This is a genomic window from Rhizobium sp. 05L429, from assembly GCF_056397645.1.
The window spans coordinates 105,579-131,540 of sequence record NZ_JBFTNV010000015.1 but is presented as its reverse complement, the minus strand read 5'-3'; the positions used below and the strand labels follow the sequence as shown (position 1 = coordinate 131,540).

Genomic DNA, 25,962 nt, shown 5'->3' with positions numbered 1-25,962 from the left:
TCTTCTTCAGATGGCATGTTCTGATGCCTTCGATGGATTGTGTTGAGGGGCAGCGACCCCGGATGCGAGCCGCATGATCGCTTCTTCGGTCATCGCCTCGCCTTCGAGTTCGCCGGCCACCGTACCGTCGCGAATGACGATGGCCCGGTCGCAGAGGCCGAGCAGTTCGGGCAGTTCCGATGTGATGACCAGGATGCCGATGCCGGAGCGCGCAAGCTCGCGCAGCAGGCGATGAATCTCGGATTTTGCACCGACATCGATGCCGCGCGTCGGTTCGTCCATCAGGATGACCTTCGGATCGACCGCCAGTTGCTTGGCGATGGCGACCTTCTGCTGATTGCCTCCAGACAGCGACGAGACCGGCATGCCGATGCCGCCCATGCGAATGCCAAGGCGCCGTGCAAGGTTTTGTGCCAGCTCCGCCTCGGTTTTCGTGTTCAACAGCCCAAACCGTCCGGTCAGTGCCTTCAGATCGAGGGCGGCAACGTTCTGCGCGATCGACAGATCGAGGAACACACCGGACCCCTTGCGATCCTCCGACAGGTAGACGACCCCTGCCCGCACTGCATCTGCATAGGAAGCCACACGAAGCGGGCTGCCCGCGAGGATAACCTCGCCTTGCGTTGTGTGGCGCAACCCACAGATACCCTCCGCGATTTCGGTGCGGCCGGAGCCGATCAAACCGCCGATGCCGAGGATCTCTCCCTTGCGCAATTCGAAGCTGACGTTACGAAAACGCCTGTCGTCGCCAAGATTTCGGACCGCAAGAATGGCCTCGCGGGTTCGCTCTGCCACGGGCTGCTTTTCCGGATAGAGCTGAGTGATCTCGCGCCCGACCATGCTGCGAACCACGTCCTCCGCCGTTATGTCGGATGTCTTTTCGGTCGAGACATAGCGTCCGTCGCGGAAGACGGTGACGCGATCACAAAGGCTGAAGATCTCCGCCATGCGATGGCTGATGTAAATGATCGATATGCCATGCGCCTTCAAATCCCTGATGATGCCGAAGAGCACCTGCGCTTCGGCTTCGGTCAGCGCGGCAGTCGGCTCGTCGAAGATGAGGACGCGGCAGTCGAGCGTCAGCGCCTTGGCGATCTCGACCAGCTGCTGGCTCGAGATCGGCAGCTCGCCGACCTTCCGGCGGACATCGATGGGAGCAAGACGGTTCATCACCGCCTGCGCCTCGCCCTCGAGCCTCGCGAAATTCATCAAGGGCGAACGCCGTCGGTTCGTCGCCGCCATGAACATGTTCTCGGCAACCGTGGCATCCGGGCAAAGTGCGATTTCCTGGTGGACAAGGCCTATTCCCAGGGATTGGGCAGAGGCCGGAGACGCAATCTCCACGCGTGCGCCATCAACGAGGATTTCCCCTTCGTTCGGCTGCAGCACGCCAGCGATGATATTCATGAGCGTCGACTTGCCCGCGCCGTTTTCGCCACAGAGCGCGTGCACCTCGCCCTTCTCGAGGCTGAAGGTCACATCCGTCAGCGCCTTGATCGCACCGAAGCGTTTGCTGACATTGCGTATCTCCAAAACCGGCGCCGGCATCATCGCATCCTCCCCTTGCATCGGCTGTCCGCGATTTCCCGATCCCGGACAGCCGTTTTGCAGCCCTATTCCTCGATACCCTTCGTACCGCGACGCTTCAGATACTTGTCCCAGTAGAAATCGTCGGCATTGGCGGCCGTGACGATGGACAAGCCGTTGTCGACGAAGGGAATGCTCATCGGATTGAAACCCGAGCGCTTGGCATCGTTCATCGGGTCGATCAGCTCCGGATGCTTGGCAAGCCACAGCATCATGAAACCCATGTAGCCCTGCATGCCCTGGTTCGGATTGATCGAGCCGAACACTTCTCCGGCCTTGATCATGTCGAGGATATTGGCATTGACGTCGGCGCACATGACGAGAATCTTGCCGCCGCTTTCCTTGTTGGCCTGTGCAGCCCCGATCGCCGAGTTTGCCTCCGGCATGAACACGGCGTTGAGGTTTGGATGCGCCTGCACCAGGCTCATGAGACCCTGATAGGCCTTGTTCGGATCCTGGTTCGACGCCGCGCGCCCGACGAGCTTCATGTCGGGATATTTTTCCTCCATGCGAGCGATGAAGGCCGCGATGCGCTTGTCGTGGTTATCCTGCCCCGGATTTTCCAGAACCGCGTATTCGCCCTTGCCACCGAGCTTTTCGGCAATCGCGTCGGCCGCATAGGTACCTTCGCGCGTATTATCCGACGTGATGAAGGATATGCGCTTGGAGAGCGGCGAGTCCGCGGCAAAGGTGACGACCGCCGTGCCCTGGTCGATCGCTCGGTTGATCGGCTCGATGAAGGGATCCGAATTCATCGGATGTACGAGAATGCCGGCCGGGTTCTGGGCAAGCGCCTGGTCGAAGGTCGCGATCTGCTTGTTGACGTCATATTCCGGCGTACCGGTATAAGCGGTCTCGCAGCCGAGCTGCTGACCTGCCTGCTTGAACATTTCATAGACCGGGAACCAGTATTCTACACCCGAAACCATGACGTTCATCACGTATTTTTCACCCGGCTTGCAGCGGAACGGATTTTCCGTTTCCGCGCTGGCTGCACCGGCCAAAAGCGTTGATGCAAGGACCGCCATCGCGGTCGTGCTTAAAAAATTGCGCAAGATTCCTCCTCGAGGCCGAAGCCCCTCCCGATATCCGTTGGCGCCGTTAGCGGGCGACCTGTGATCCCATGAAGTCCGGAATTCCTCCTCGAATTCCGGTGAGTGGAGATAATCGTAACGCCAGATGCATGTCAATATAATTCATGATGTGAAATATATTTCACGCCACCGCTGCGGCTCTCAATGTGGCCATGTCGCCTGCCGCTCGTTCGGTCGTCGGTGTCTGCGACGTCGGGTTGATTTTCAACCGGAAGCCGGAGCCATAGTCCTGTTTACGCTCGAAAATTAAGCTTGATCGCGCTGACGGGAATAAAACCACCGAGCCGCTATCGCGCAATCGCTGCTCTTAAAAGAGATCTGAACCTATGGCCCATTCCGAAACAGACGTTTGGAATCAAGGTTCCTGACCATGCTGAATGGCAGCACGTTATCAGCTTCAAGCTGAGCTGCCGGCGCGGGCCGTCCAATGAAATATCCCTGGATCTGGTTGATTCCGTACTGCTGCATCAGCCGCTGATGTTCGATGGTCTCGACCCCTTCAATGAGGATCCTCACGCCGCGATTGCGCAACAGGCCGATGATGTCGAGCAACATCCGCTTGCCTCTCTCCGTGTTGCAGTCATGGAGGAAGGATCGATCGATCTTGACGGTGTCGAATTCTATGAGGCGAAGCCACGAGAGCCCCGCGAAGCCCGTGCCGAAGTCGTCGAGCCAGACTTGAGCGCCTAGTTTTCTCAGGTCGCTAATGCAGCGAACCACATCCTGGTCGATTTCAAGCTCCATGCCTTCGGTAATTTCGAAAGCAAGCCGAGCGCCCGTCACGCCGAATTCTGCGAGTGTTGCTGCCACATAGGTAGCGAAACCCGGCATCTTAAGTTCAATCGGCGAAACGTTGACACTAGCAACCTGTATGAGGTCGGTTGCCAACAGGTCTCGGCAAACAGTGCGAATTGCCCACCGGCCGAGTTCAATGATCGAACCTGTCCTTTCCGCAACCGGGATAAATTTAACAGGCGATACGGGCGTTCCGTCCAACATGTTCAAACGCATCAAAGCTTCAACAGCGTCCGTCTTGCCGGTCTGAACGTTGCGGATCGGTTGATAGACGAGGGAGACAAGGCCGTGTTCAAGCGCGATCTTCAGGGTCGCGGCAATATCCTCACTGTCATCGCTACTCTGCGGGTCTTCAGGATCGAAGACGACGAGGGTGTTGCGACCCGTTGCCTTGGCGGCGTAAAGCGCCCGATCAGCTTCATGAATGACCTTGTCGACCTGCTTGGTCTGGCCCCTCGTATGAGATACGCCGACACTCACGGTGATAATAGTGGTTCCGTCTCGCCTGTGCTCGTGTGGCCAAGACAACGCCCGCACGGCAGCGCACATTGCTTCTGCGAGTTCGGTCGCTCTTTCCGAATACGACATTGGTGTGATGACGATGAATTCCTCACCCCCGTATCGCCCGATGATCGAGTCCCAGGACGAGGCTACGCTTTGGAGAAGCTCGGATACCGCGATAAGGCACCGGTCACCTTCTTGATGGCCGTAGCAGTCGTTATAGCGTTTGAAATAATCTACATCGATAAGCAGGACGGCAAAGGGCACCCTGTTGCCCTGCCAGCGTTGCCAATGATCACGCAGACGTTGATCGATTGCCCGTCGATTTTCCAGGCCGGTCAACGAGTCCGTGTTTGAGAGGTGCAAGAGAGCCTTGCCCCTTTCGTCGGCAGCAGCTTGCTGCAAACTAGCTTCGAGAGCATTTAGGAAGACTTTGTAGCGCTCTCTGTTGAGCTGAAGATTCACGTAAGACGTAAAAATAAAGCAAGAAATGCAGAACGCAGCGAGGATCAGCTTGTGGAGAAGCAACATCGGCGCGAACAGATAGAGGGCGCCGATGAAGATGAGCACGTTTGTTGCGGAGGCCGCAAGAGCAACCGGAAACCGGAAACTGAAGAACAAGTTGACGCTCATCATGAAGATCGCGCCAAAAACCATATAATATGAGAACGCGTCCCTGACCGTGGTCATCTGTGCGGTGAGAAGCCAGACAAAATAAGCTGCTAGCACGGACACCGCCGCGGCTATGTCGACTGTATCGGCTCTTGCTTTGCGGTAGAGCAAGAATTCCAGCATGCATAGCGCACTCACGCTAACCGCCAACCGACCAGCGATCGTGTACTGGACTACATCGCCAATAAAAAGATAGTCCGTGAAAGAATACGCAAGGTAAACAGCGACCGCTATCCAGAGGCCGTTGCGGGTAGCGCTCTTTCGGACGCTCTCGCTCTTCTGCTTATAAAGGCAACGCAGCTGTTCTGGCGACAGCGTCGGCTGCACGGTAGCGGCTGCGGTCTCGGCTAACACGTGCATCATGCCCCTGCCACCAAACTTCTTGCAGCAGGTGCCCTCCGCAGACTGCTAGCTGACGCTGGATAGCCCTACGCAGACTCCACATCAACCGATAACGCTCGAACGATCCCCAAGCCGGCGGAGTATCTCTCGGGTTCACTAATATTTTCTAAAGCTAAGACGTGCATTTGCACGCTGGCGCCAACCTTAACGCTTGACCTTCGTGAGACTGTTGAGGATTTTACACGATGTTTTAAATCTTTATTCACCAGTGAGGTTCCGTGGCTCAGCCCCTTTTCTCCCTTGATGGCCAAAGCTTGATCACACCGCAGTCCGTCAGCAATAACTTCCCTTCACCTAACCAGGATAATGAACCAGACCTCCTGAGAACTGCGGAGGCTGAGTTTGCGATTGTCGTCAGCATTGCAATGCAGCGGCTCGCCGCGGGCAAAAACCTGTTTGATGCAGTCAGGTGGTTGATTGGTCAGCTCCATGACGTCCGTCAAAAATTCGGCGCTGCAGTGTGGCAGAGGCTCATCCCGATTATTCAGGCCCATCCCTCGGCAGAGATTTTGCAGCAGTGCCCGTTCACTCGCTGGTCTTTTGAAAAACCTCGCGGCTATTCCGGTGATGCCAGTCTTATAGACTTTATTTATGGGCATCCGGCGGTGGCCGAAGAAGTGGCCAGGTCCACCCCTCTTGGTCTGGATATCTTCGAATACACTATAAACGCTCCCGGCCCGGTAGCCGTGAGGGAACGTCGCGACATCCTGACCCGCTATGTTGACGAGACCGCTGCGCGAACGGGTTCGGATACCGAAGTCCTGGCCGTCGCCGCCGGTCACCTTCGCGAAGCGGAGGCATCAAAAGCACTTGCAGAAGGCCGCCTTAAACGCTGGGTTGCTCTTGATCAGGACCCTGAAAGTATCCGCTCGATCTCGCGTCAATTCCATGGGACTTCCGTCGAGCCTATCAATGGATCCGTACGCGCCTTGCTCGCGCGAAAGCATCAGATTGGCACCTTCGATCTAATCTACGCAGCAGGATTGTATGATTACCTCACCGATAAAGTAGCAATCCGACTGACGCAGATTTGCATGGAAATGCTGAAACCGGGTGGCGTCTTCCTATTTGCCAACTTCTCCGATGAGATGGCCGATGACGGATACATGGAATCCTATATGAACTGGGAACTCCTCCAGCGGTCCGAGGCCGACATGTGGCGTATTGCCGATGGCAGTGCGCCGGAAAACACCGTTGAGAAGACGGTCTGGTTCGGTGCCAACCGCAACATCATTTACAGCACCATCAGGAAGCTGTCCTAAGCCTCGACGGGTCGGGCGCTTCACCAAATCCGATGCGCCCCGTCCGGCGATGTCGCAGCCTGCATGTTGGGACGTCGATCTTGATGAAAGAAATCGCCATGAACGACCTGACGATGAGCGAAGCTTAAAAGGACCTGCTGATCCGTCTGCTCCTGCGTGGGGCAAGGTGAGCATGGGCGAATTCGCACGGATCCTCAAAACCCGGTACACCGCAATCGCGATATCGCGAATGTCTCTCCTGCAAACCGGCAGCAGGGGGCCGCCTAACCCGCAATAACTTCACGCCGTGGACTTGAATCGAACACGATCAAGGGCCATATGGTGCCCATCGGCATCGCTGGTGAGTGCTCCACAGGAGCGTTCGCGATAGCCGAAGTCGCTAATCTGCTTTTGACCACGGATGTACTGGCACTGGTGTGAAGAGCGATGTTGAGAAGGTCGGTGCGATTTCGCCCCGGCCTTTTTTATTGCTCGGAGTTCGACGGGGATAGGGGAACGATGACCTTCCCTCGTTGTTGACGCTGAACAACGCGAAACCCATCTAGACGAGATGCCGAAACAGAAAATCAATGACACACCCGCACTTACCGAAATGTGGAGGCTCCCGCCGGCAGCCACGTTCGGATCGGCCGTTCGCGCCAAGGGCATCCTTCTGGAAATTCGAGCGGGCCTGCCTTTAGCAGTGCGGAAATCGCTCGATGTGAATGGAATGGCACTGATTTTGGGAATGGCAGAAGACTGCGAAGAGGAGTTCTCTTCGACAGCAGCGACCATAACCAAGGCGCTGGAGGGCATCGAAAGCCTGCCGGTCATTCCGCGCGAAATCCAGGACATCCTGGCTATTTCCGCGAGTGAGAGGCATCGCTGGCTGAAGGACGGCCGTCTTCCGAGCGCAGGAACGCGCACGGTGAGGCTGAGTGGCCGCGCCAGGCAGATTACTTTCCACGTCTTCGATCCGCGTGTCGTGGAGGACCTGCTGGACCGCGCCGTCGTCGATGAATGGCGCGAAAAAGACGCGACCGCCGCTGCGGAGAACCGGCGACAGGCTGCCTACAAGGCGAAGCTGACCCGGTCACTGAAGAAGGCGGCCAAGGCGTCTAGGGCGTCCAAAGGAAACTCTGACGATCCCGCCGCGAAGCTTCGCGGCTGGGACGAATTCGATATCGATGGACTCCTCCGGTGAGGTCTTCGCCGTCCGGTCTCCGCTCCGGGTGCGCCGAAGTTCAGGGCATCCGTTTGCGGAACGCTTCAGTGGGTTGGCCAAGTGAGCCTTCGCGCCAACACACCACTCAGATGACTTCTCATCAACTGGAATTGCCGCTCACTTTCGGCGGCAATCAACCGGAAAAATCTAGACGCTACTCGCGCAAATTCAGCTCGAAGATCATAGCAAAATTACTCTTCGCGGAACGCACGGTTGAATTGATCCGAGAGCGGCTTGGCGAAAAACGATATCGCGGTCCGCTCTTGCGTTGAAACGAAAACTTCGACCGGCATGCCCGGAAGAAGCCTGTTGTTGCCGAGTTTGGCAAGCTCGCTCGCAGGCACGGCGACGTCTGCAAGATAGAAGATCTGGCCCGTCGCCGGGTCGGTGCTTGTCGCCGCGGAGACATAGGCGATGCTACCGTCAAGCTCGGGTGTTGCGCGCTGGTTGAAGGCGGAGAAACGCATCCGTGCCTCCTGACCGATGAATACCTGGTCGATATCGGTGGGAGACAGTCTGGCCTCTATCTTCAATGCGGCATCGGCCGGCACAAGCGTCACCAGTTTCTCCGCAGGCGTAATGACTCCGCCGATTGTATGGACGAAAAGCTCGTTCACTGTTCCCGATAGTGGCGCCCGGATATCGGTTCGCGCCAGCCGATCCTCGACAGCGATGCGCCGTTCACGCAATTCAGACAATTTCGGCTCGACAATGCTCAGTTCGCGCTGAGCCTCGGTGCGGGCCGCCTCATCAATGGCGATGATCTGAACCCGGATTTCGCTCATCCGGGCTCTCGACCGCGCAATATTGGCCTGGATCTCCCCACTCTCACCCGTCAGCTTCGCGAGTTCGCGGTCGATGAAGTATTTGCGGGACGTATCGATGAGCTTCTTGTCTGCAAGGCCTTTGATCTTGCCATGTTCGGTTCGCACCAGTTCGAGTTCGTCGTCCTTTGCATCATACTGGGCGATCAGGCCTTTCAGTTCCTCTTCGAGCTGAGATATTCCGTATTGGAGCTGTTGTTTCTGGTTTTGCCTGTTGCGGCGGTTCCCATCGAACAGGCGGCGCTCGCCAGTTGAGATCAATGGAAACTCAGCGACAAAGGCCGGCGCGAACTCGACTTCGTCCTGATTGTCTCGCTCGGCGATCAGCCGCGCCTGGCGTCCCGTCAATTCGACGAGCTGCGTCTTGACGATCGAGAGTTCGGCGCGCGTCTGGGCGTCGTCGAGGCGCAGCATGATCTGCCCTTTCGTGACGATGTCACCCTCCTTGACGGCGATTTCGCTGACGATGCCGCCATCCCGATGCTGGATCGACTTCAGATTTCGATCGACTTTGATGATACCCGATGCGATGACCGCGCCGCGCAACTGTGTCGTCGCCGCCCATCCGCCGGCGCCTGCGAAGAGCAGGAAGCCAACCGCTACGCCGGCAAGAACACGCGTAGTGACAGGGAACATGTTGTTCGTCTCGGGCGAGTGCCGAGGCTGGGTGTTTGGCTGTTTTTGAAGCATGTCTCTTCTCCCCGCCCATCAGGTGTTTTCGACGATAACGAGGAGATGGTGCCCCGTCAGATTGATCGTCATTTCGTAATGTTGATCCTTGTCCATATCGACTTCGATGAAGGTTCGGCTCATATCGTCCGTTCCCTCATGACGAACGCGGATCGGCAAAGGTTCGGCATCGGCCTTGTCGCCGTAGATTTCCTCGAAGCGGTCCTCCAGACCGTCCATGACCTCGTCGAAGATCTTGTACTTGGACACGTCGATGCGGTCGCCCACCATGAAATCCAGAATCTGGTGGACGACAGCGGCGCTGTTCTCGCCGGCAGGAATGCAGAACTCGAACGTGTCCTCGCCCGCACCGCCTTCGACGACAGCGGCCATCGGACCAGCGCGGATAATGTCGTCGCCGGCACCACCGACGACCTTTTCAAAGCCCCCGATCGCATCATGACCCACATCGAAGCCGGTGGCCGTGCCCGTGTTCAAGTCGATGAGCACAGCATGGGCGGCCTGCGAGTAGTCGATCGCGTCGAACCCATCGCCCCCGCGGAAATCGTCATCCGACGCATCGGCCGCCGCGACGACGACATCATCGCCGCCTCCGGCCGAGAGGCATTCGGCGGCATCTCCGTCGCGCAGCACATCGTCACCATCGCCAGTCTTGATGATTTCGAAGTTGCTGATCCCGTCAACGCCGATCTCCTGACCGGTTGCATTCGCAGCATTGAGATCGACGACAACAGACATGACAGCGGCAGAATAATCGAGCGTGTCTATGCCGCTTCCGCCGTCATAGCTGTCTGCGGCACAATCGAGGTCGCCTGTAACAACGTCGTCGCCATCACCGGCGTTCACAAGGTCCGCACCCTCACCGCCGCGGAGACAATCATCCCCGGCGTTGCCATGCATTTCCTCGGCTTCTGCACTGCCGGTCACCGAGTCATCGCTCGCACCGGCGCGAACGATTTCGAAATTGGAGATCGTGTCGTTGCCGATCTCGATGCCGGACGCACTGCCATCAGCCAGATTGATTGCCACCGCCTCGGCAAGTGCCGAATAATCGAGTGTGTCAGTCCCGGTTCCTCCGTCATAGCTGTCGTCCACACCATCAGCATCACCGGCAACGGTGTCGTTGCCGTCATCTCCCTTGACTGTGTCCTGGTCGCTGCCCCCGCTCAGGAAGTCGTTCCCCGTGCCGCCATTGAGGGTGTCGATGCCTGTTTCACCGAGAAGGATATCGTCACCATCGCCGCCGAACAGGCCGTCGTTGCCCCCTTCACCCTGCAGAACGTCGTTCCCAGCGTCCCCGTTCAGGGTATCATTGCCGTCGCCACCATGAAGGATGTCGCTATCGCCGCCGCCGCTCAGCAGATCGTCGCCGGCGTCACCGAAGATGCTGTCGCGGCCCTCTTCGCCGTACAGGCGGTCGTTGCCGGCACCTCCAAAGATGTGGTCGTCGCCCAGGCCGCCGAGAACGATGTCATTGCCGTCGCCCGCAAAGACCGTGTCATTGCCACTGCCCGCGACAATGTTGTCATTTCCATCGCCGGCGTTGACAGTATCGTTGCCGTCTTTGGCGTCGATATTGTCATTGCCGGCCAGTCCGTCGATGTCGTCGCCGCAACTGGTGCCGACCAACAGGTCGTCGCCAGTCGTGCCGGTAACGGGCGCGGGCTTGACGACGGAGAAACTGGCGGTTTGCACGATGGAGGCCATGCCGTCGGTAATCTGATAATTGATGGTCACTGGGCCGAGGGCCTCGGCCTGATATGTCCATCCGCCAGCGGTCTGTACGAGTTTGCCGGAAGAGACAGTAATATCCTTGACGGACAGCACGTCACCATCGGGATCGAGGGTCCCTCGCAGGAGATCGGCAAGACCGATCAACGCGATTGCGCAACCCGAGACATCGGCGAGCGTGACGGGACTGCCGGTACGCGGCGCGCGATTGGGCGCTTTTTCCTGCTGGACAGGCGCGGGCGGAGGCTTGACGTCGTCTGGTTCAGGGGATGCCTCTGAGGCCTGGTTGGGGCCTGTCCAGGCATTGTCTTTGGAAATGCGGAAGGGAGCTGTCGATATCGGTCTCGAAGCCGTCCAGGCATTGTCGTTTGATGCGTGGAAGGACACCGAAACTCCACCCGATGTTTTCAGGAGGCTTAGACTTGGCAGGTTGAGCCTGTTGAATTCGATAGGCGGAGAGTCGTCCAGCGGATGACTTATGGCATTCCTGTAATTGGAGAGTTGCACGCCACCCTTCTTTCCAGTTGGCGCCTTTTCTTGCTCTTCGGCGTCTCCCGGCGCGACAGCGCCAGTGGAGATGGGATCGATCGGCAGCAGCCCCTCATGAGGATCCGGGGCCGGCCTCGGTCCCGTCTCTCCCAGCGGAAGGCCCTCCGGCTGGTTTGACAGTGCACTCTTCAAATAGAGCGCGAATCCGGTCAGAAAGAGCGTCATGAACATCGGCACTTTCGAGAGCTTGTCCTCATTCTTGAAGACATAGCGATCGTGCGAATCGTCCTGCTCCTTGGCGGTTTTTGTTCCCTTTACCTCGATCATTCCGACATCCTCGCCATGATGCGCGAGCCGACCTGTGTTGCGGCCGCAGGTTTGCTGCCAGTGTCCGCTACCGATGGTTTGAGGATGTCGTCCTTGGGTCCGAACGCTACCATCTTTCCATTCTGGATAACGGCAACCATGTCGACGGCCGCGAGTGCGCTCGGCCGGTGAGCGATGACGATTGCGATGCCGCCTCTGGCCCGAACCGCTTTGATCGTCTGGGTGAGCGCCATTTCGCCCTCGCCGTCGAGATTCGAATTGGGCTCATCCATGACCACGATGAAAGGATTGCGATAGAGCGCTCTCGCCAGGCCGATGCGCTGCCGCTGCCCGGCCGAAAGCGAGATGCCTTGAGGTCCGAGTGCGGTGCGATAGCCATCGGTCATACGCACGACCATTTCATGAATGCCCGTCGTCTGAGCGGCTTCGACGATCGCGCGGGGATCGACCTGCGGCTCGAGGCGCGAGATGTTTTCTTCGATCGTCGCATCCAGGAGCGCCACATCCTGCGGCAAGTAGCCGACATGCTGGCCAAGATCGGTGTCCGACCATTGCGTGAGTTCGGCATCGTCAAGCCTGACGCTGCCACGAAGGGTCGGCCAGACGCCCGTCAGGGCGCGTGCGAGCGTCGTCTTGCCGCCGCCGCTCGGACCGATGATGCCAAGCGCCTGTCCCGCTGCGATCTCGAAACTGACTTCGCTGAGCAGAACCCGTCCGGAGCCGGGTGCCGCGACGGTTATTTTTTCGACCTTCAGCGAGTGCGTGGGCGCCGGCAATTGCATGGGCGGGACGGTGCCCGAGAGGGCAATCACCGTCTCCTTCAATCTGTTGAAGGCTGTCCGGGCGGCGACAAAGCCCTTCCAGTTTCCGATTGCCAGATCGACAGGTGCGAGAGCACGTGCCGAGGCAACAGACGCCGCAATAATTGCACCTGCCGATAGCTCGCCCTGGATCGTCAGCCACGCGCCGAGGCCGAGGACAGCCGACTGCAGGATCATGCGAAGCACACGGGATATCGCGCCGAACGTGCCACTGATGTCGTTCGTGCGTGTCTGCAACTCAAGATGGTCCTGATTGGCGCGGTTGAAACGATCGACTGCACGCTCCGCAAATCCCATCGCTTTGAGGATGTCGGCGTTGCGGGCATTGGAATCGGCGATCGCGTTGCGTTCTATCCCCGACTTGTGGGTAGCGCTTGCCAGCCGGCGGGTCATCAGTTCCGTCATGATCGTCAGCATCGAGAGGATGAAGGCGCCGGCGAAGGTGAGCGCACCGAGATAGGGGTGGAGCATGTAGACGAAGACCAGGTAGAGGGGCACCCAGGGCAGGTCGAACAGGGCGATCGGTCCCTGGCTGCCGAGGAACGAGCGCACCGTATCGACATCGCGCCCGCGTTCGAGCGCTTCGGCTGTCGAGAAGCCGAAGCGGGGCATGTCGATTGCGACCTGATGCGCCATGGGTGCGATCCGGCTATCGAGCCTTGCACCCATGCGCACCAGAATTTGCGACCGGATGATGTCGAAAAAACCCTGGAACAGGTAGAGGCCGATCGCCAGTGCCGATAGCCCAAGCAGGGTCGGAACGCTGCCACTGGTCAGGGCGCGGTCATAAATCTGCAGCATGTAGAAGGAGCCGGTCAGCGCGAGAACGTTGATCACCCCGGACGTGATGAAGAGGAATACAAAAATTCCTCTCAGTCCGTGGGTGAGTTTCTCGATCTGTTTGCGCTTGGTGCCGGTCAACGGAGTTTTAGGGCGCATGTCATTCACCACTTCTTGCTAATATTGGACTATGCGGCGTGCCGGAGAGGCCGGCACGCCGCATTTCGCGCTTTACAGGTTGAAGTCCGTAGTGGTGAGGTTGTGGTTCCCCTTGATGCTGAGGCGAAGTTCGGCGCTGCTGTCACCGTCGACGCTTCCCTGCACCACGGTGTAGTCGCCGTCGTCACGCGTCTCGTGCGTGACGATCAGTTGGGCAGCACCGCTAAGCGTGGAGCCCGCTATCAGCGTGAAGGCCTGATTGCCGGAGACGCCGTTGTTGGCGTCCGAGCCACTCAGGTCGATCTTGTCCCCCGGTTGGAAGCCGAGGATCGTATCGCCGTCGGCATCCTTTTCGGAGAGGAACACGAACTTGTCGTTTCCGGCCCCGCCGTCGATGAGATTGACTGACGCATTGGCAGTGATCGTGTCGTTTCCGGAGCCCGTGACGACATTCTCGATGTTCCAGAGTGTATCGTTGCCCGATTGACTGCTGGATGCACTTCCTCTGCCCATGAAGCCGCTTCCGAGGTCGACCGTCAGGTTGGCGGTGATCGCCGCCATATCCAGCGTGTCGCTGCCGGCATCGCCATAGTAGACATCATCGCCGTCGCTGGCTTCGGCGATGAACATATCATTGCCGCTGCCACCATGGGCGGTGTCGTTGCCGGCACCAGTCTGGATCATGTCGTCGCCGGCATCGCCGAAGACTCGGTCTGCTCCAGCGTCGCCATAGATCATGTCATTGCCGTCGCCGCCAAACAGGTCGTCATTTCCGGCACCCCCGAAGACCATGTCGTTTCCGGCTTCCCCGCTGAGGAGATCGTCACCGTCATCTCCGCGCATGATGTCGCTGCCGGCACCGCCGGTGGCCACGTCATTGCCGGCGAATGCGACGATCATTTCTCCGCTTGCCGTACCAAGAAGCACATCGGCGGCAGCAGTACCGACAACAGTGGTTCCCGCTGCTGTTTCGGGAGTCGGGGGTGCTGGCGGCGGCGTATCAACATCGTCATCGGCAGGGTCGTTGAATTGCGGCAGGCCGCCCTCGCTCGTGAAGCGAATGCTGTGCTGGCTGCCTGTCATCGTCGTCACGCCGTTTGCATCGGTCGTGATCTCGTAATCATCGGCGGTCGTGCCCGCTGGCAGTTCGATAACATCCTGCGGCCGCAAGGTGCCGACAATCGTATCATTGCCGCCGTTCGAGCGGAACACGATGCGATGGGCCGAAGTCAGAGCCGAAATATCGATGGTATCATCACCGGCGTTGCCGTCGATGGTGATGGTGTTCAGCCGCAAACTCGTCCCGGCGAAGTTGCCGATCACCTCGAATGTGTCGCCGCCGGAAGAACCGGGTCCGGACGGATCGACCCCGTTGATCCGGATCTCCTCGATTTCGCGTAGCTCGGCGATGACCGAGGTGGCGAAATCGGTATTGGCTCCCCGCGTAATAACGATCTCGGTTGCGGCATTGAGGCTTGCGCCGTTATTGCCGGCGAGAGCATCCCATGCGGCGCGGGTATAGATACGGTAGGTCTCCGCAACGGCGCCATTGCCGGTTATCACGAACGTGTCTCCAGCCTGACCCTCCGTGCCGCCATTGACGATGTCACGGCCATCGGAATTGGCCAGCGATGCTGCCGTCGCATTGTTGGCATTCCAGTTGAAGGTGTCGTCACCGGCGTCGCCATTGACGACGTCGTTGCCAGTGCCACCGTTGACGATGTCGTTGCCTGCCCCAGCATTGACTGTATCGTTGCCGCCGAGGGCGTTGATCGTGTCGGCACCGGCAGTGCCGTTATGTGTCTGGCCGGCTGCGCCGCCATTGATCACATTGCCGGCAGTCGCGAGCGTGAAGTCGGAGACATCAATGCCGGCATTGTTGACACCGTTGATCTGGATTGTGCCCTGGATCGCCGAGGCCGGTCCGTTCTCGCGGATGGTGATGATCGTATTGCCGCCGCTCGCGGATTCGAACACCCGGTTGGCAAAGTTCGCCGCCGTTACGCCCAATCCGCTGAGGTCGATGCGATCCTGGGTTGCCGGCGTACCGCCGGTGGCGTCGAAGCTGTTGACGATGTCGGCCCCGAAGCCGGTCGAATTGTAGATGATGGTGTTGACGCCGCCGCCTACGTCGATCGTGTCGTTGCCGGCACCACCGATGATGGTGTCGTTGTCGTCACCGCCATTGAGCGTGTCGTTGCCGTCGCCGCCGTCGAGCAGGTCACTGCCGGCGGCACCATTGAGCGTATCGTTGTTGCCACCACCGAAGAGCTGGTTGGCGGCACCATTGCCGTTGATCGTATTGGCGAGCGTGTTGCCGCGGCCAGTGACCGCCGCGCCAATGAGATTGAGGTTTTCCACCTCCGCCCCCAGCGTGTAGTCGACGCTTGCGTCGACACGGTCCGTACCGCCAGCCGCCAGTTCCGTTACCACGTCGCCGACATCATCGACGGCATAGATGTCGTCCCCGACACCGCCCAGCATGGTGTCAGCGCCGAGACCGCCGTTCAGTGTGTCATTCCCGCCAAGCCCCGTCAGCGTGTCGGCGAGATCGCCGCCGGTAATGACGTTGTTGCCGTCGTTGCCGGTACCGACGAATTGGTCGGCGTCGACACCCGTGTAGGTCAGGTTTTCGACATTGGCGAAGGCCGCCATTGTGTAAAGTGCTGCCGTCGTCGCGATCGTATCGGTTCCGCCGCCGGCGGCCTCAATGATCAGATCCTCGCCGGTATCGTCGATATAGGTGTCGTTGCCGGCACCGCCAACCAACGTGTCGATATCGTCGCCGCCGTCGAGCGTGTCGTTGCCGATGCCACCGACCAGCAGATCCTCACCGAGCCCGCCATTGAGCGTATCATTGCCGTCATGGCCGAACAGCAGGTCGAAGCCGGTATTGCCGGTCAGGGTATCGTTAGCCGTCGTGCCTGCGAGCGCCGTGTTGACGCCGACCGCCGCTGTGCGCTCGCCGTTATCATCCGTGCTCAAGGCATAGTCGCCGGTGAGAACATAGCCTTCGAACGTGCTGCCGTTGAAGTTGATGAACTCCACCGCTTCGCCGGCTGTGTCGAAGTGATCGGTAACAGTGGCCTGCTGGCCGTTGAACTGGATCACCAGGTCGTCGTTGCCGCCCCCGGCGGTCACTTCGAACATGTTGAGCCCGGTCAGCGAGGCCGGCAGTGCCGGCGGCACGGTTCCTCCAACCGTGATGCGGTCGGTGCCGGCGGTTTCGTTGATGACGTCGATCCCGTCGCCGAGATTGATGACGTAGGTGTCATTGCCGGCGCCGCCGTTCAGGGTCTCGGTGGCACTGGAGAAGGCGATCGACAGGTTTTCGATACCGACGAAGTCGCCGCTATTGTTCGTGCCGGCCACCACGAACCTGATTGCCGAATTGGCACCGAACGGTCCGTTCAAGGGCAAGTTGTTGATCGGTCCTGCGTTGGTCGCGCCGGTTATGGTCTGAATCGTCTGTGTGAAGTTGACGCCGTCGGCGGCAAAGAGAACCGTGACCGTTTCTCCCGCGTCGAAGCCGCTCTCATTATAGTCATAGCTTATGGTGGCGCTCGATGCACCCGACAGACTGAAGGATCGCGTGATCATCGCGGTGCCGTTGCCTGGATCATTGTCATCATCGCGCAGGCGCAACTCATTGGTGCCGTCGTCAATGCGGATCTGGCCTGCCGAAGCGCTATTCGTATTGCCGTTGTCTCCAGTCTCAACCCACGGCGTGGCCCATGCCGCAGTTCCGCTCGACCCATTCAGGACGGTGTTGTTGAAATTATCGGCATACGTGCCCGAGGTGCCGGCCGTGCTGGGGCCGCCGACGAGGATGTCGTTGCCATCGCCGCCGTTCAGGACGTCGTTGCCGCCGAGGCCCAGCATCAGGTCGTCACCGGTGGTGCCGTTGAGAACGTCGTTCCCTTCGGTGCCGACGATGATGCCGACGGTGCCATCGGTGAACTGCAAACGCTCGACGTTTCGCAGCCGGTCGGAGCCATCGAGGTTGAGCTCGGTAACGTCGGTGACGGTCACCTGCCCATCAGCAGTCGCACCAAACGTATAATCGGCCCGCGCGCCCTGGAACGCTGCAGTGTCGACATCACCGGCCGTCGTGTCGGTCCGGATGGTTCGCACGATCGCCAGCTGACCAGGATTGATCGAGCCGTTGAACATCGCGGCTGCCAATGTCGTCATGCTGTTGTGTAGCGCGATCGGCTCGCCCGTATGTTCCGTGTCGGCTGGCGCGAAGACACCGATCTGCACGTCGAGCCACTTGTCGCCATCGATGATGTCGTCGCCGGCAAGGCCCTTCATGGTGTCGCTGCCATCACCGCCGAGAATGATGTCGCCGGCACTGAATGCCGTGACGCCGGCGCCCAGAATATCCTGCAGGCCTCTGATAAGGGCGATGCCTTCAGCGTCGAGGGCGCTACCCTGATAGCCTTCGGTACCGCCCTGAAGAGCGGGGAGCCGCTCAGCCGCAAGAGTGTTCGTGCCGGTCAGGACGTCGCCGAACCTTGTCCCCGACAGACCCTCGACCGACTCGTACTCATCGAGCGCGGCATTCTGCGGCAGTGTCGGGGCCTCGTCGAAGACGATCGGGATCGATAGATCGGCGTTCACGAAGTTCGGGTTGTCCTTGTAGGTCGCCCAGTCAAAGCCGGACATGCCCACCATCTTGCCGCGGCCGGCGCTGCCGACGAAGATATCGTCGCCGCCTTCACCGATGAACTCGTCGAAGCCGCCATCACCCAGGAACACGTCATGGCCGTCGATCTCGTCATGCGAGAAGATTTCGTCGAAATTGTCGCCAGGCGCACCGTCGAACGTGCCTGTTTCGATCCAGTCATTGCCCTCGTTGCCGAGGATGCGTTCGGCATTCTTGTTACCGTAAATGAAGTCGTTGCCGGTACCGGCGAAGACTTCCGAGCCCATGTCCGTACCCAGGAAGATGAAATCCTGGCCGTCATTGCCCATCACCAGGTCGAGACCAGGCCCGGCGTGAACCACGTCGTTGCCCTTGCCGGCCTTGATATTGTCGTCGCCGCCGCTGTCGACGATGATGTCGTCGCCGTCGCCACCGTTGATGATGTCGTTGCCGAACCCGCCTTCCAGCCGGTCGTTGCCGCCGTCGCCGAACAGCGTGTCGTCACCGATACCCGCGATTATGGTGTCATTGGCTTCCGTGCCGCCCATGACCACATGATCGCCCCCGGTATAACGCAGGTAGTTGGTGTCCGGGCCGACGGTCGCCGGATTGTTGCGGATGACAAGCTGCGTGAGGATGCCGTCGCCGAGCGGATCAGTGCTCTCCAGAGTGCCGTCGCCATCGAGATCGTTGAACTGCCGGGCCTGGTTGACCTCGAGAATGAGACCGGGGGTCGAGAACACGTCAGACGGCAGATGGGTGGCGTCGGTATTGCGCATGATCATGGCGGCGAAGGAGTTGTTCTCCATCTCACCGAACAGGTGCAGGCCATCGAGGCGCTGCAGATAGTAGAAGCGGTCGCCGTTCTGCAGCTTTTCCATCTGCATTTCGAAGACGAAGTTGAAGGTCGAGCCGAGCATGCCGCCGAAGGGCATGATCGCTTCCGCCAAGCCGCCGATCCAGAGATCGACATTGTTGAGACCGCCAAGTGTGCCGCCGGCATAGGCTCCGGCCGCGTTGAGGAAGTCGAGGCGATCTAGCGGGACTTCAAGTCCGCCGACCGACACGCCGGTTATGATGGTGAGCGCCGCGTTACGCTTGCCTTCAAGTGTCGTCTGGCCGTCAATCAGTGAATGTGTGCCGTAGGCCGCGACGAAGTTGATGATCGAGGCCTCATGCTTCAGATGGCCGGCGAAATCGACCCAGCTCTCATAGGGCTTGAGCAAGACATCCTGGTTGGTGGCGTTGTAGAACTGCGTGCGGGCCACGTTCAGCGATGGCACGCCGGTATCACGGCCACGCGCCAGGTTGATGGTCGCAAGATCGAGCGGCAGGCCGAGCAGGTTGTTGCGCAGCGCACTGGTGACAAACTCGTCGATCTCGTTACCGGGTTGGCGTGTCATGCCGCGGACGATGGCGCCGGCTGCGACATTGGCATCGGCAGTCGTTGTGCCGCCATTGTTTTCGAACTGCAGCGGATTGAGGAAGCCTTCGATCAGACCGATATGGTCAGGGTTGAAGTTCGGATCGAAGCGATCGATCGATTCCGTCAGCATCGAGTGCCCGAAGCGGTAGACCACATGGGCGAACTCGGCGACGATCGAGGGATCGATCGTAACGTCGAACCCGTCCGGAACCAGGAATACGTTGATATTCGGCTGGATCTTGCGGGCGAACTCTTCGAAAACGAGGTGCTGATACTGCATCTCGGTACCGAACTTGGCGGCCTGGAAGAGCCGCTCGCCGTCCCAGACAAGGCCTGCTCCGGTGGCGGGAACCGCAGCGACATCATCGATCAGCCATTCGTTCAGGAAGGCCACAGCCTCAGCCTGCGAAGAGCCGTCAGCCAGCATCGCAATGGCGTCTGCAAGCACCACCTCCTGAGTATGCTCGACCAGCCGGTTGTGTTCCGAATGGAACACATGGTGCACCGCCGTCAGGCCGATATTTTCGTTGGCACGGCCGTCGCCGGCGACATAATGCGCATCGAGCAACTCGTTGTCGTAGACACCAGGCTCGTTGCCGGGGTTTTCAAGACCGATCTCGATGTCGCCATCGGCCAGTCCGCCCGGCACGGCATTATGCGCGATGTCGGCCAGGAAGGCATGGCCTGTAAGGATAGCATTCGCCGGAACGAGGACGCCCAATCCACCATTGGCATTCGGGTCGCCTTCGACGAGGCCCGTAGCTGTTACCATCTGAGGATAGCCATTGGCGCCTCGGATGAATTCGCCATAGGGGTCGGTGGCCAGCAATGGAATATTGCCGACATTGGCATCGAGAAGCTGGATCCCCAAGAAATCAGCAGCCTGCGCCTTGAGATCAGCCCAGGTCGCCATGCCGCCATTGCCGCCCTCGATGAGCTTGCCCGTCGAGACCGGCTCGCCGGCAGCGTTGAGCGTGTAGGCGCGGAGGAAGACCTGATGAGATGGATGAGACGTATAGGTCTGGTTCTGGTCGACGAACGAGGTCGTCGTGTTTACGGGACGATCGGTATTGTCGGCGGCTTCGTTAACTGCCGTTAGAGGGTCATCATTCATGATGCCGTCGGCGCCCGGGCCGGCAAGGGTAGCGCGGGTCAGCACCATGAAGTTGGTGTTGCTGCCCGGAACAAAAAGCGGATCGTCTTCCATCAGCGGAATGAATACGGTGCCGTTGCCGCCCTTGGCGACGAGGTCGAGACCGTGGTCGAAGAACTGGCCGAACAGGGTGAACCAGGAATTGAACGGTGCCGAGAGGCCTTCATCCGGCGCGGCATTGGTGATGACGACATTGACGCCATCGAGCTCGACGCCGTTGGCATCCAGCAACGCGACCAAAGCATCATCCTGGGCATCGAGAGCCGCCTGCGCGTCAGCGAGGTCCGCAGCAGTTGCTGCCGCGGCATCCTGTAGAGCTTGATTATTGGGGCTGGCAGATGCTGCTGCCTGGGCCTCGGCGTTCAGCCGCTCGGCTGTGCCGACAGCGTTGAACAATGGCTTGAGCGGTTCATAAGCGGCTGAGATCTGAGCGGTGACTGTCATCTGCTGCGCTGCGGGAACGATGCCGGCGCGCTGCAGAGCCGTCAGGATCGCGGAGGGATTTCCGAGCGTCTGATCAACGATCAGGTTTGAGATGGTGCGGACTGTGGGGTCGAAGACGTCGCCCGCGACGGACGGGCCGGGGCCATCGTTGTCGGCCGTCGGGTTGTATGAGACGGGCACCAAAGCGCCACCGGCCCCGGCGGGCACCATGATCGTCTTGAACTGAGTGCCAAGGGGTTCCGGGAACTCATTGTCGGCAGCACCCCATTCCGGATGCAGCGGATTATTGTAGGTACCGTCGACGGTGCGCAGGCCCCAGGAAAGGTTGTAGGTCGGGATAGACCCGCCGGGGCCGAACAACGGCTTTGCGACGTTGTTCGGATCGCCGGTCGATATGCCTTGCCGGAAGGCGGCGTCCGCTTCCGCGATTTTGATCTGTTTCAGGATGAAATCGAGATCCGATCGAATATAGGTGACCATTTTATTCCCCCCTTGGATTGTCCAGAAAACGGTATCGTTCCGGCAATGCTTTTCCCGTCCCTGCATTCGCAGGCATCGTCTGCTCTGCGGCACATTTTCTACTGGGGTTCCGGAGATGAGATTGCGAAAGCCAATAGAAAATCTTCAGCATTGTCTGCGACGATCAGATAATGTCTTCAGGCAAGGCCAGGGGATAGTTCCAAAGGTCCGCTGACATTCACGGACTTTGGTCTTCGGGAGGTCGGGACTTTAGACCCGGAAATAAATGTGACTTACGTCCCTTTCAGGAAGAGCCTCGGCGGCGAGAAATCCGGCATACTAGGATACTGGCAAGGCATTGATTTAACGAAGCAGTTCCTGATTGTGGCGGGGTTGATCATCTGTAGTTCGATGGCCATCCTTGGTGAGTGGCTGACAAGCCAGATTGCCGCAAATCAGCTGAGGAGCCGGGCCGAATCCGGAGCCCTCTACATGGAGGGTTTTCTGGCCCGTCACGTCGAGGGATCGGCAAGCAACCTGCAGGTCGCGGAATCCCGTCGCAAGGAATTGGACGATCTTTTGATCGGGACTGATCTTGCGCGACGAGTCGAAGGCTTCAGGATCTGGCGCAACGACGGGATGGTGATCTACAGCACCGATAAATCTCTTATCGGAAAAGCCTTCCCGTCGGCCGATATCAAGCGGGCTTTCACAGGTCGGGTTGTTGCGCAGCTCGAGACTGGTCACAATGACGGAGAAGGCGAGGAAGAGCCGACGACCGACCGTCCGCTCATTGAAATCTATGCACCCATCTATCGCTCGGGCACGCGCGAAATCATCGCTGTCGGAGAGCTTTATGAGGACGCAGCCGAATTCCTCGTTCAGCGAGGCCGGGTCCAACGTCAGACATGGGCAATCGTCGGCGCAACGACTTTGGCCATCATGGCCCTGCTGTTCCTCATTGTCCGGCGGGCGAGCAATATCATCGCCAATCAGAGGATGACGCTGAAGGCGCAGCTGACGGAGGCTCAGGCGCTCGCGGATCAGAATACCGAGCTTCGCAAGGTTGCCGACAGGGCGCGCATGGATGCGACGAAATCGAACGAGCAACTCCTGAACCGGATCGGTGCCGATCTGCACGACGGTCCCGTCCAGCTGCTCAGCCTGTTGATCCTTAAACTGGGGAGGCCTTCAGATGCGCCCGTGCCGGCAAGGACGACCTTCGACAGCGCGGCCGACGTCACGGAGGCTGATCTTGCTCCCTCTCACATCGCGAGCCAGGTCCTGGCAGAGCTGCGAGAGCTTTCGACTGGGCTGGTCATGCCGGAGATCGAAAATATGCCGCTCGAAGCGGCTCTGCGCATGGCAGTCGATCAGCACGAATATGCGACGGGATCGAAAGTGACAGTGGCGTATGACCGCCTGCCCGAGCGTGTTGCCCACCCCTTGAAGATCTGTCTTTACCGTGTCGTGCAGGAGGGGCTCAACAATGCGTTCCGCCATGGCGGCGGCCGTGACCAGCGCGTTTCGGCGTCAGCAGATCAGCAAGCCATTACTGTCGTCATTGCCGACGATGGTCCTGGCCTCGGGGTGAGCAATTCCCAAGCCCGTCACAGGCCGCTCGGGCTGCAGGGCATTCGAAACCGGGTTGAGGCTTTTGGCGGCAGCGTTGACATCCGCCGGGGTCCGCGCTCCGGAACGGAGCTTCAGGTCGTGGTGCCGATGGAGGGGAATGGTATCTAGTGGCGTTGGATCGGATCTGTGCCGCCCTCAAGCTTCTGCGCGGCCAGTAATACTTCCAGGCGATTTCGTGCATTCAACTTCTGCATGAGGATAGTCATGTAGTTTTTGACGGTCTTCTCGCCGATCTGCAGGTCGGCTGCAATCTGCCGATTGGTGAAGCCCCGCAGCAGCATTCTGATGATCTGGCCCTCGCGGATGCTGAGCTTTACTTCCGTGCCGGTCATCTTTTTGAGGGAGGCTATCTTAAGCTCTTCGATGACCTTGCAGGCGAATGCAGGGGTGATGAACATGTCGCCGCGGTGGACGGTCGCGATGGCTTGAAGGAGTTCCTGTGCGCTGCTTCCTTTGAGGACATACCCGCTTGCGCCCGCGTTGAGGGCGCGCACGGCATAATCGCTGCCCGTCATTGCCGTGAAGACCAGGATCTTCGTTCGGATTTTTTCGACAAGCTTCGCGATCACGTCGAAAATGTTTCCCGGCATCATCAGGTCGACGACAAAGACGTCAGGTGCCAACCTCAGGCCAATGTCCAATATATCGTCCGCGCTCGATCCAGTTGCCGCAACAGAAAATGTGGGTTGCTTTCTAAGGATTTCAGTTAGGCCAGCGAGCATCAGAGGGTGGTCGTCAACTAGCGCTACCGAGATTGGACTCATGTTATACACCCTGCATAAAGTAAACGTATAATTGATATTCCGAAATTAATTTCATGTCCATCTAGCCATTTCTAAGTATTTCTGTCGATGCTGAGGTAAACCCAGAGGATGATCTCGGAAGAGCTACGACAAACTAGTCACGCGGCTGATTGAACTCTGAATTGAGGTTCAAACCCTATCACCGCGCTTATAGGCGGTAGGAGCCGGCGAGCCATCCATACTGACTGTAACCACAAGTACTGCCATGCGACCCCGACCTTGTCGTTGCGCGCAGCGGAATGGTTACCAATGGCCGACTGGACGGACGACAAGGGCCTGTTCAGCGTCCTCCTGTGCAGGGGCAATCCAGAACCGTCCGCACTATGACGGGCTAGCCGTCGCCGACCTTTAATTCCGGCTCCTCGGCGCAAATCGCAGCGAGGAAATCGATGAATTGCCGCACTCGCGAGGGCATGCGCCGTCCGGCAGCGGTAACTGCGTTTATCGGAAAGGGCGGCGGCGCATGCTGGTCCAGAATTTGTACAACCTCGCCGGAGGCCAGCACATCCGTGAACAACCAGCTTGCGTGGTGGGCGATGCCGAGGCCCGCGAGGACCGCGCCGCGGATATGCTCGGCGTCGTTTGTGCGGAACGCTCCCCCACCGTCGACCGTGACCGGCCGGCCGTCTACGTGGAAACCCCACCCGATGATATCGCCCTGGTGGACATAGCTGATACGTTGGTGGGTGCGCAGTTCGACTAGCGTTTGCGGTGTGCCGTGTTGGGCAAGATAGCCGGCGGAGGCTAGGGTTATCATCCGCATGTCGCCGATGCGTCGCGCGACGAGTGCTGAATCCGAAAGCCGACCGATGCGGATCGCGACGTCTATTCCCTCCTCGATAAGGTCAACGTGCCGCCCGGAGACTTCCATCTCGATCGCGACGTCAGGGAAACTCGTCCTAAAATCCGCTAGTCGGGGAATAACGAACATCCTCCCGAATGCTGGCGAGAGGGTCACTCGGACGAGCCCCGAGGGGCGCGACTGCCCTTCAAGGACTCTCTCTTCGACGGAGTCGAGATCTTGAAGAATACGGACGGTGGCCTCATAATAGTCCTGTCCTGCAGGCGTCACGGCAAGGGCACGCGAACTTCTCGCGAGGAGTTGCGTCCCGAGCCGCGCTTCGAGCGCAGCGAGCTGCTTGCTGACCGTCGGTTGGCTGACGTTCAGATCTCGCGCTGCCTGCGAAAAGCTTCCGCTTTCGACGACGCGCACGAACATCCGCATCGCATCTAGCTTATCCATCACCTTTACTCCAAACAATTAATGAATTCCAATTGGGAATAGATGGCATTCATAAAGCATGGATGCCATTCGTAAAAAGAATATGGGAATTAACGTTCGGCCGCCCTTTCACGGGCCGGAGCCGAAAGGAACAGTTATGACAATCAAGATCTATGGTGATGCGGGCTCGGGCAGCTTGCGTCGCGTGAACACCGCTGCGAAGATCATGGGCATTGAACTCGAACGCGTTACCGTTGACCTCTTCAAAGGCGAGAGCCAGACCGACGAGTTCAAATCCCGTCTCAATCCCCACGGTTTGACGCCGGTTCTGGAGGATGGAGACACCATTCTCTGGGAATCTTCTGCAATCAACTTGTATCTCGCCAACAAGGTGAATTCGCCGCTGGTCGGAACCACGCAGGAGGAGCGCTTTCAGGTCCTTCAGTGGATGTTCTGGTCGGGCGAGCAGTGGCGCACCTTCACCACCACGATCTTCGATGAGCGCGTGGGGAAGACGGTCATGGGTGTAGCGAAGGACGAGTCCCTCATCAAATTTGCTGAGGGTAAGATCCGCTCTGCAGCGAAAGTACTCAACCAGCATCTTGAAGGCCGTGAGTTCATGGTTGGCAATACGTTGACCTTTGCCGATATCGATATCGCGGCTCCCTTCTCCCAGGCCGATCGTGCAAAGTTTCCGTTCAAGGAATATCCAAACCTCATCGCTTGGCACGACAATCTTCTCCAGTCGTTCCCAGCGTGGGCTGAGACGAAGGCTGAGGTTGACAACCGTATGGAAATCTTCCTGGCGAGCGTCGGCGTGAAACTATAATTTCT

General features: G+C 59.0%; 13 protein-coding genes. 4 read left to right on the top strand and 9 right to left on the bottom strand.

Annotation, left to right across the window (positions count from 1 at the left end; genetic code table 11):
• Positions 1-6 precede the first annotated feature (6 nt).
• The 3 genes from AC1DNW_RS17740 to AC1DNW_RS17730 all read right to left on the bottom strand — a co-directional run bounded on the left by AC1DNW_RS17740 (position 7) and on the right by AC1DNW_RS17730 (position 5,012).
• A complete protein-coding gene (locus AC1DNW_RS17740) occupies positions 7-1,551 on the bottom strand; it encodes a sugar ABC transporter ATP-binding protein (RefSeq protein WP_477853878.1) in 1,545 nt (514 codons plus the stop codon).
• A 62-nt stretch (positions 1,552-1,613) separates the two neighbouring features.
• Positions 1,614-2,642: a substrate-binding domain-containing protein gene (locus tag AC1DNW_RS17735; RefSeq protein ID WP_113312105.1), complete on the bottom strand. Its 1,029-nt coding sequence runs from the start codon at positions 2,640-2,642 to the stop codon at positions 1,614-1,616.
• A gap of 363 nt (positions 2,643-3,005) precedes the next feature.
• Complete coding sequence (locus tag AC1DNW_RS17730) at positions 3,006-5,012, bottom strand: putative bifunctional diguanylate cyclase/phosphodiesterase (RefSeq protein ID WP_477853876.1); 2,007 nt, start codon at positions 5,010-5,012, stop codon at positions 3,006-3,008.
• Between the two features lie 257 nt (positions 5,013-5,269).
• Here AC1DNW_RS17730 and AC1DNW_RS17725 point away from each other — a divergent pair, with 257 nt between their 5' ends.
• Both AC1DNW_RS17725 and AC1DNW_RS17720 read left to right on the top strand, forming a co-directional pair.
• Positions 5,270-6,313: a class I SAM-dependent methyltransferase gene (locus AC1DNW_RS17725; RefSeq protein ID WP_477853874.1), complete on the top strand. Its 1,044-nt coding sequence runs from the start codon at positions 5,270-5,272 to the stop codon at positions 6,311-6,313.
• 550 nt (positions 6,314-6,863) lie between these two features.
• Complete coding sequence (locus AC1DNW_RS17720) at positions 6,864-7,496, top strand: hypothetical protein (protein WP_113312103.1); 633 nt, start codon at positions 6,864-6,866, stop codon at positions 7,494-7,496.
• A 212-nt stretch (positions 7,497-7,708) separates the two neighbouring features.
• On the opposite strand, the gene AC1DNW_RS17715 is transcribed toward AC1DNW_RS17720, so the two are convergent.
• The 4 genes from AC1DNW_RS17715 to AC1DNW_RS17700 all read right to left on the bottom strand — a co-directional run bounded on the left by AC1DNW_RS17715 (position 7,709) and on the right by AC1DNW_RS17700 (position 21,489).
• Positions 7,709-9,031, bottom strand: a complete 1,323-nt coding sequence (locus AC1DNW_RS17715) for an HlyD family type I secretion periplasmic adaptor subunit (RefSeq protein WP_477853871.1) — start codon at positions 9,029-9,031, stop codon at positions 7,709-7,711.
• Positions 9,032-9,049: 18 nt separating this feature from the next.
• Entirely contained in the window at positions 9,050-11,578 is a 2,529-nt protein-coding gene (locus AC1DNW_RS17710) for a calcium-binding protein (RefSeq protein WP_477853869.1), read from the bottom strand.
• On the bottom strand, positions 11,575-13,338 hold the full coding sequence (locus AC1DNW_RS17705) for a type I secretion system permease/ATPase (RefSeq protein WP_477853867.1): 1,764 nt from the start codon (positions 13,336-13,338) through the stop codon (positions 11,575-11,577). The genes AC1DNW_RS17710 and AC1DNW_RS17705 overlap by 4 nt, the downstream gene beginning before the upstream one ends.
• Positions 13,339-13,410: 72 nt before the next feature.
• Positions 13,411-21,489 (bottom strand): peroxidase family protein, encoded by an 8,079-nt coding sequence (locus AC1DNW_RS17700; RefSeq protein WP_477853865.1) that lies wholly within the window; start codon positions 21,487-21,489, stop codon positions 13,411-13,413.
• Positions 21,490-21,960: 471 nt separating this feature from the next.
• Between AC1DNW_RS17700 and AC1DNW_RS17695 the strand changes: the two genes are divergently transcribed.
• Positions 21,961-23,211 (top strand): sensor histidine kinase, encoded by a 1,251-nt coding sequence (locus tag AC1DNW_RS17695; RefSeq protein WP_477853863.1) that lies wholly within the window; start codon positions 21,961-21,963, stop codon positions 23,209-23,211.
• Here AC1DNW_RS17695 and AC1DNW_RS17690 read toward each other — a convergent pair.
• Positions 23,208-23,867: a response regulator transcription factor gene (locus AC1DNW_RS17690; protein ID WP_113297288.1), complete on the bottom strand. Its 660-nt coding sequence runs from the start codon at positions 23,865-23,867 to the stop codon at positions 23,208-23,210. The two genes, AC1DNW_RS17695 and AC1DNW_RS17690, sit on opposite strands and share 4 nt — an antisense overlap.
• A 370-nt stretch (positions 23,868-24,237) precedes the next feature.
• A complete protein-coding gene (locus AC1DNW_RS17685) occupies positions 24,238-25,167 on the bottom strand; it encodes a LysR family transcriptional regulator (RefSeq protein ID WP_477853862.1) in 930 nt (309 codons plus the stop codon).
• 118 nt (positions 25,168-25,285) lie between these two features.
• On the opposite strand from AC1DNW_RS17685, the gene AC1DNW_RS17680 reads away from it, so the two are divergent.
• Positions 25,286-25,957, top strand: coding sequence for a glutathione S-transferase family protein (locus AC1DNW_RS17680; RefSeq protein WP_477853860.1), 672 nt, complete (start codon positions 25,286-25,288; stop codon positions 25,955-25,957).
• Positions 25,958-25,962: the final 5 nt, after the last annotated feature.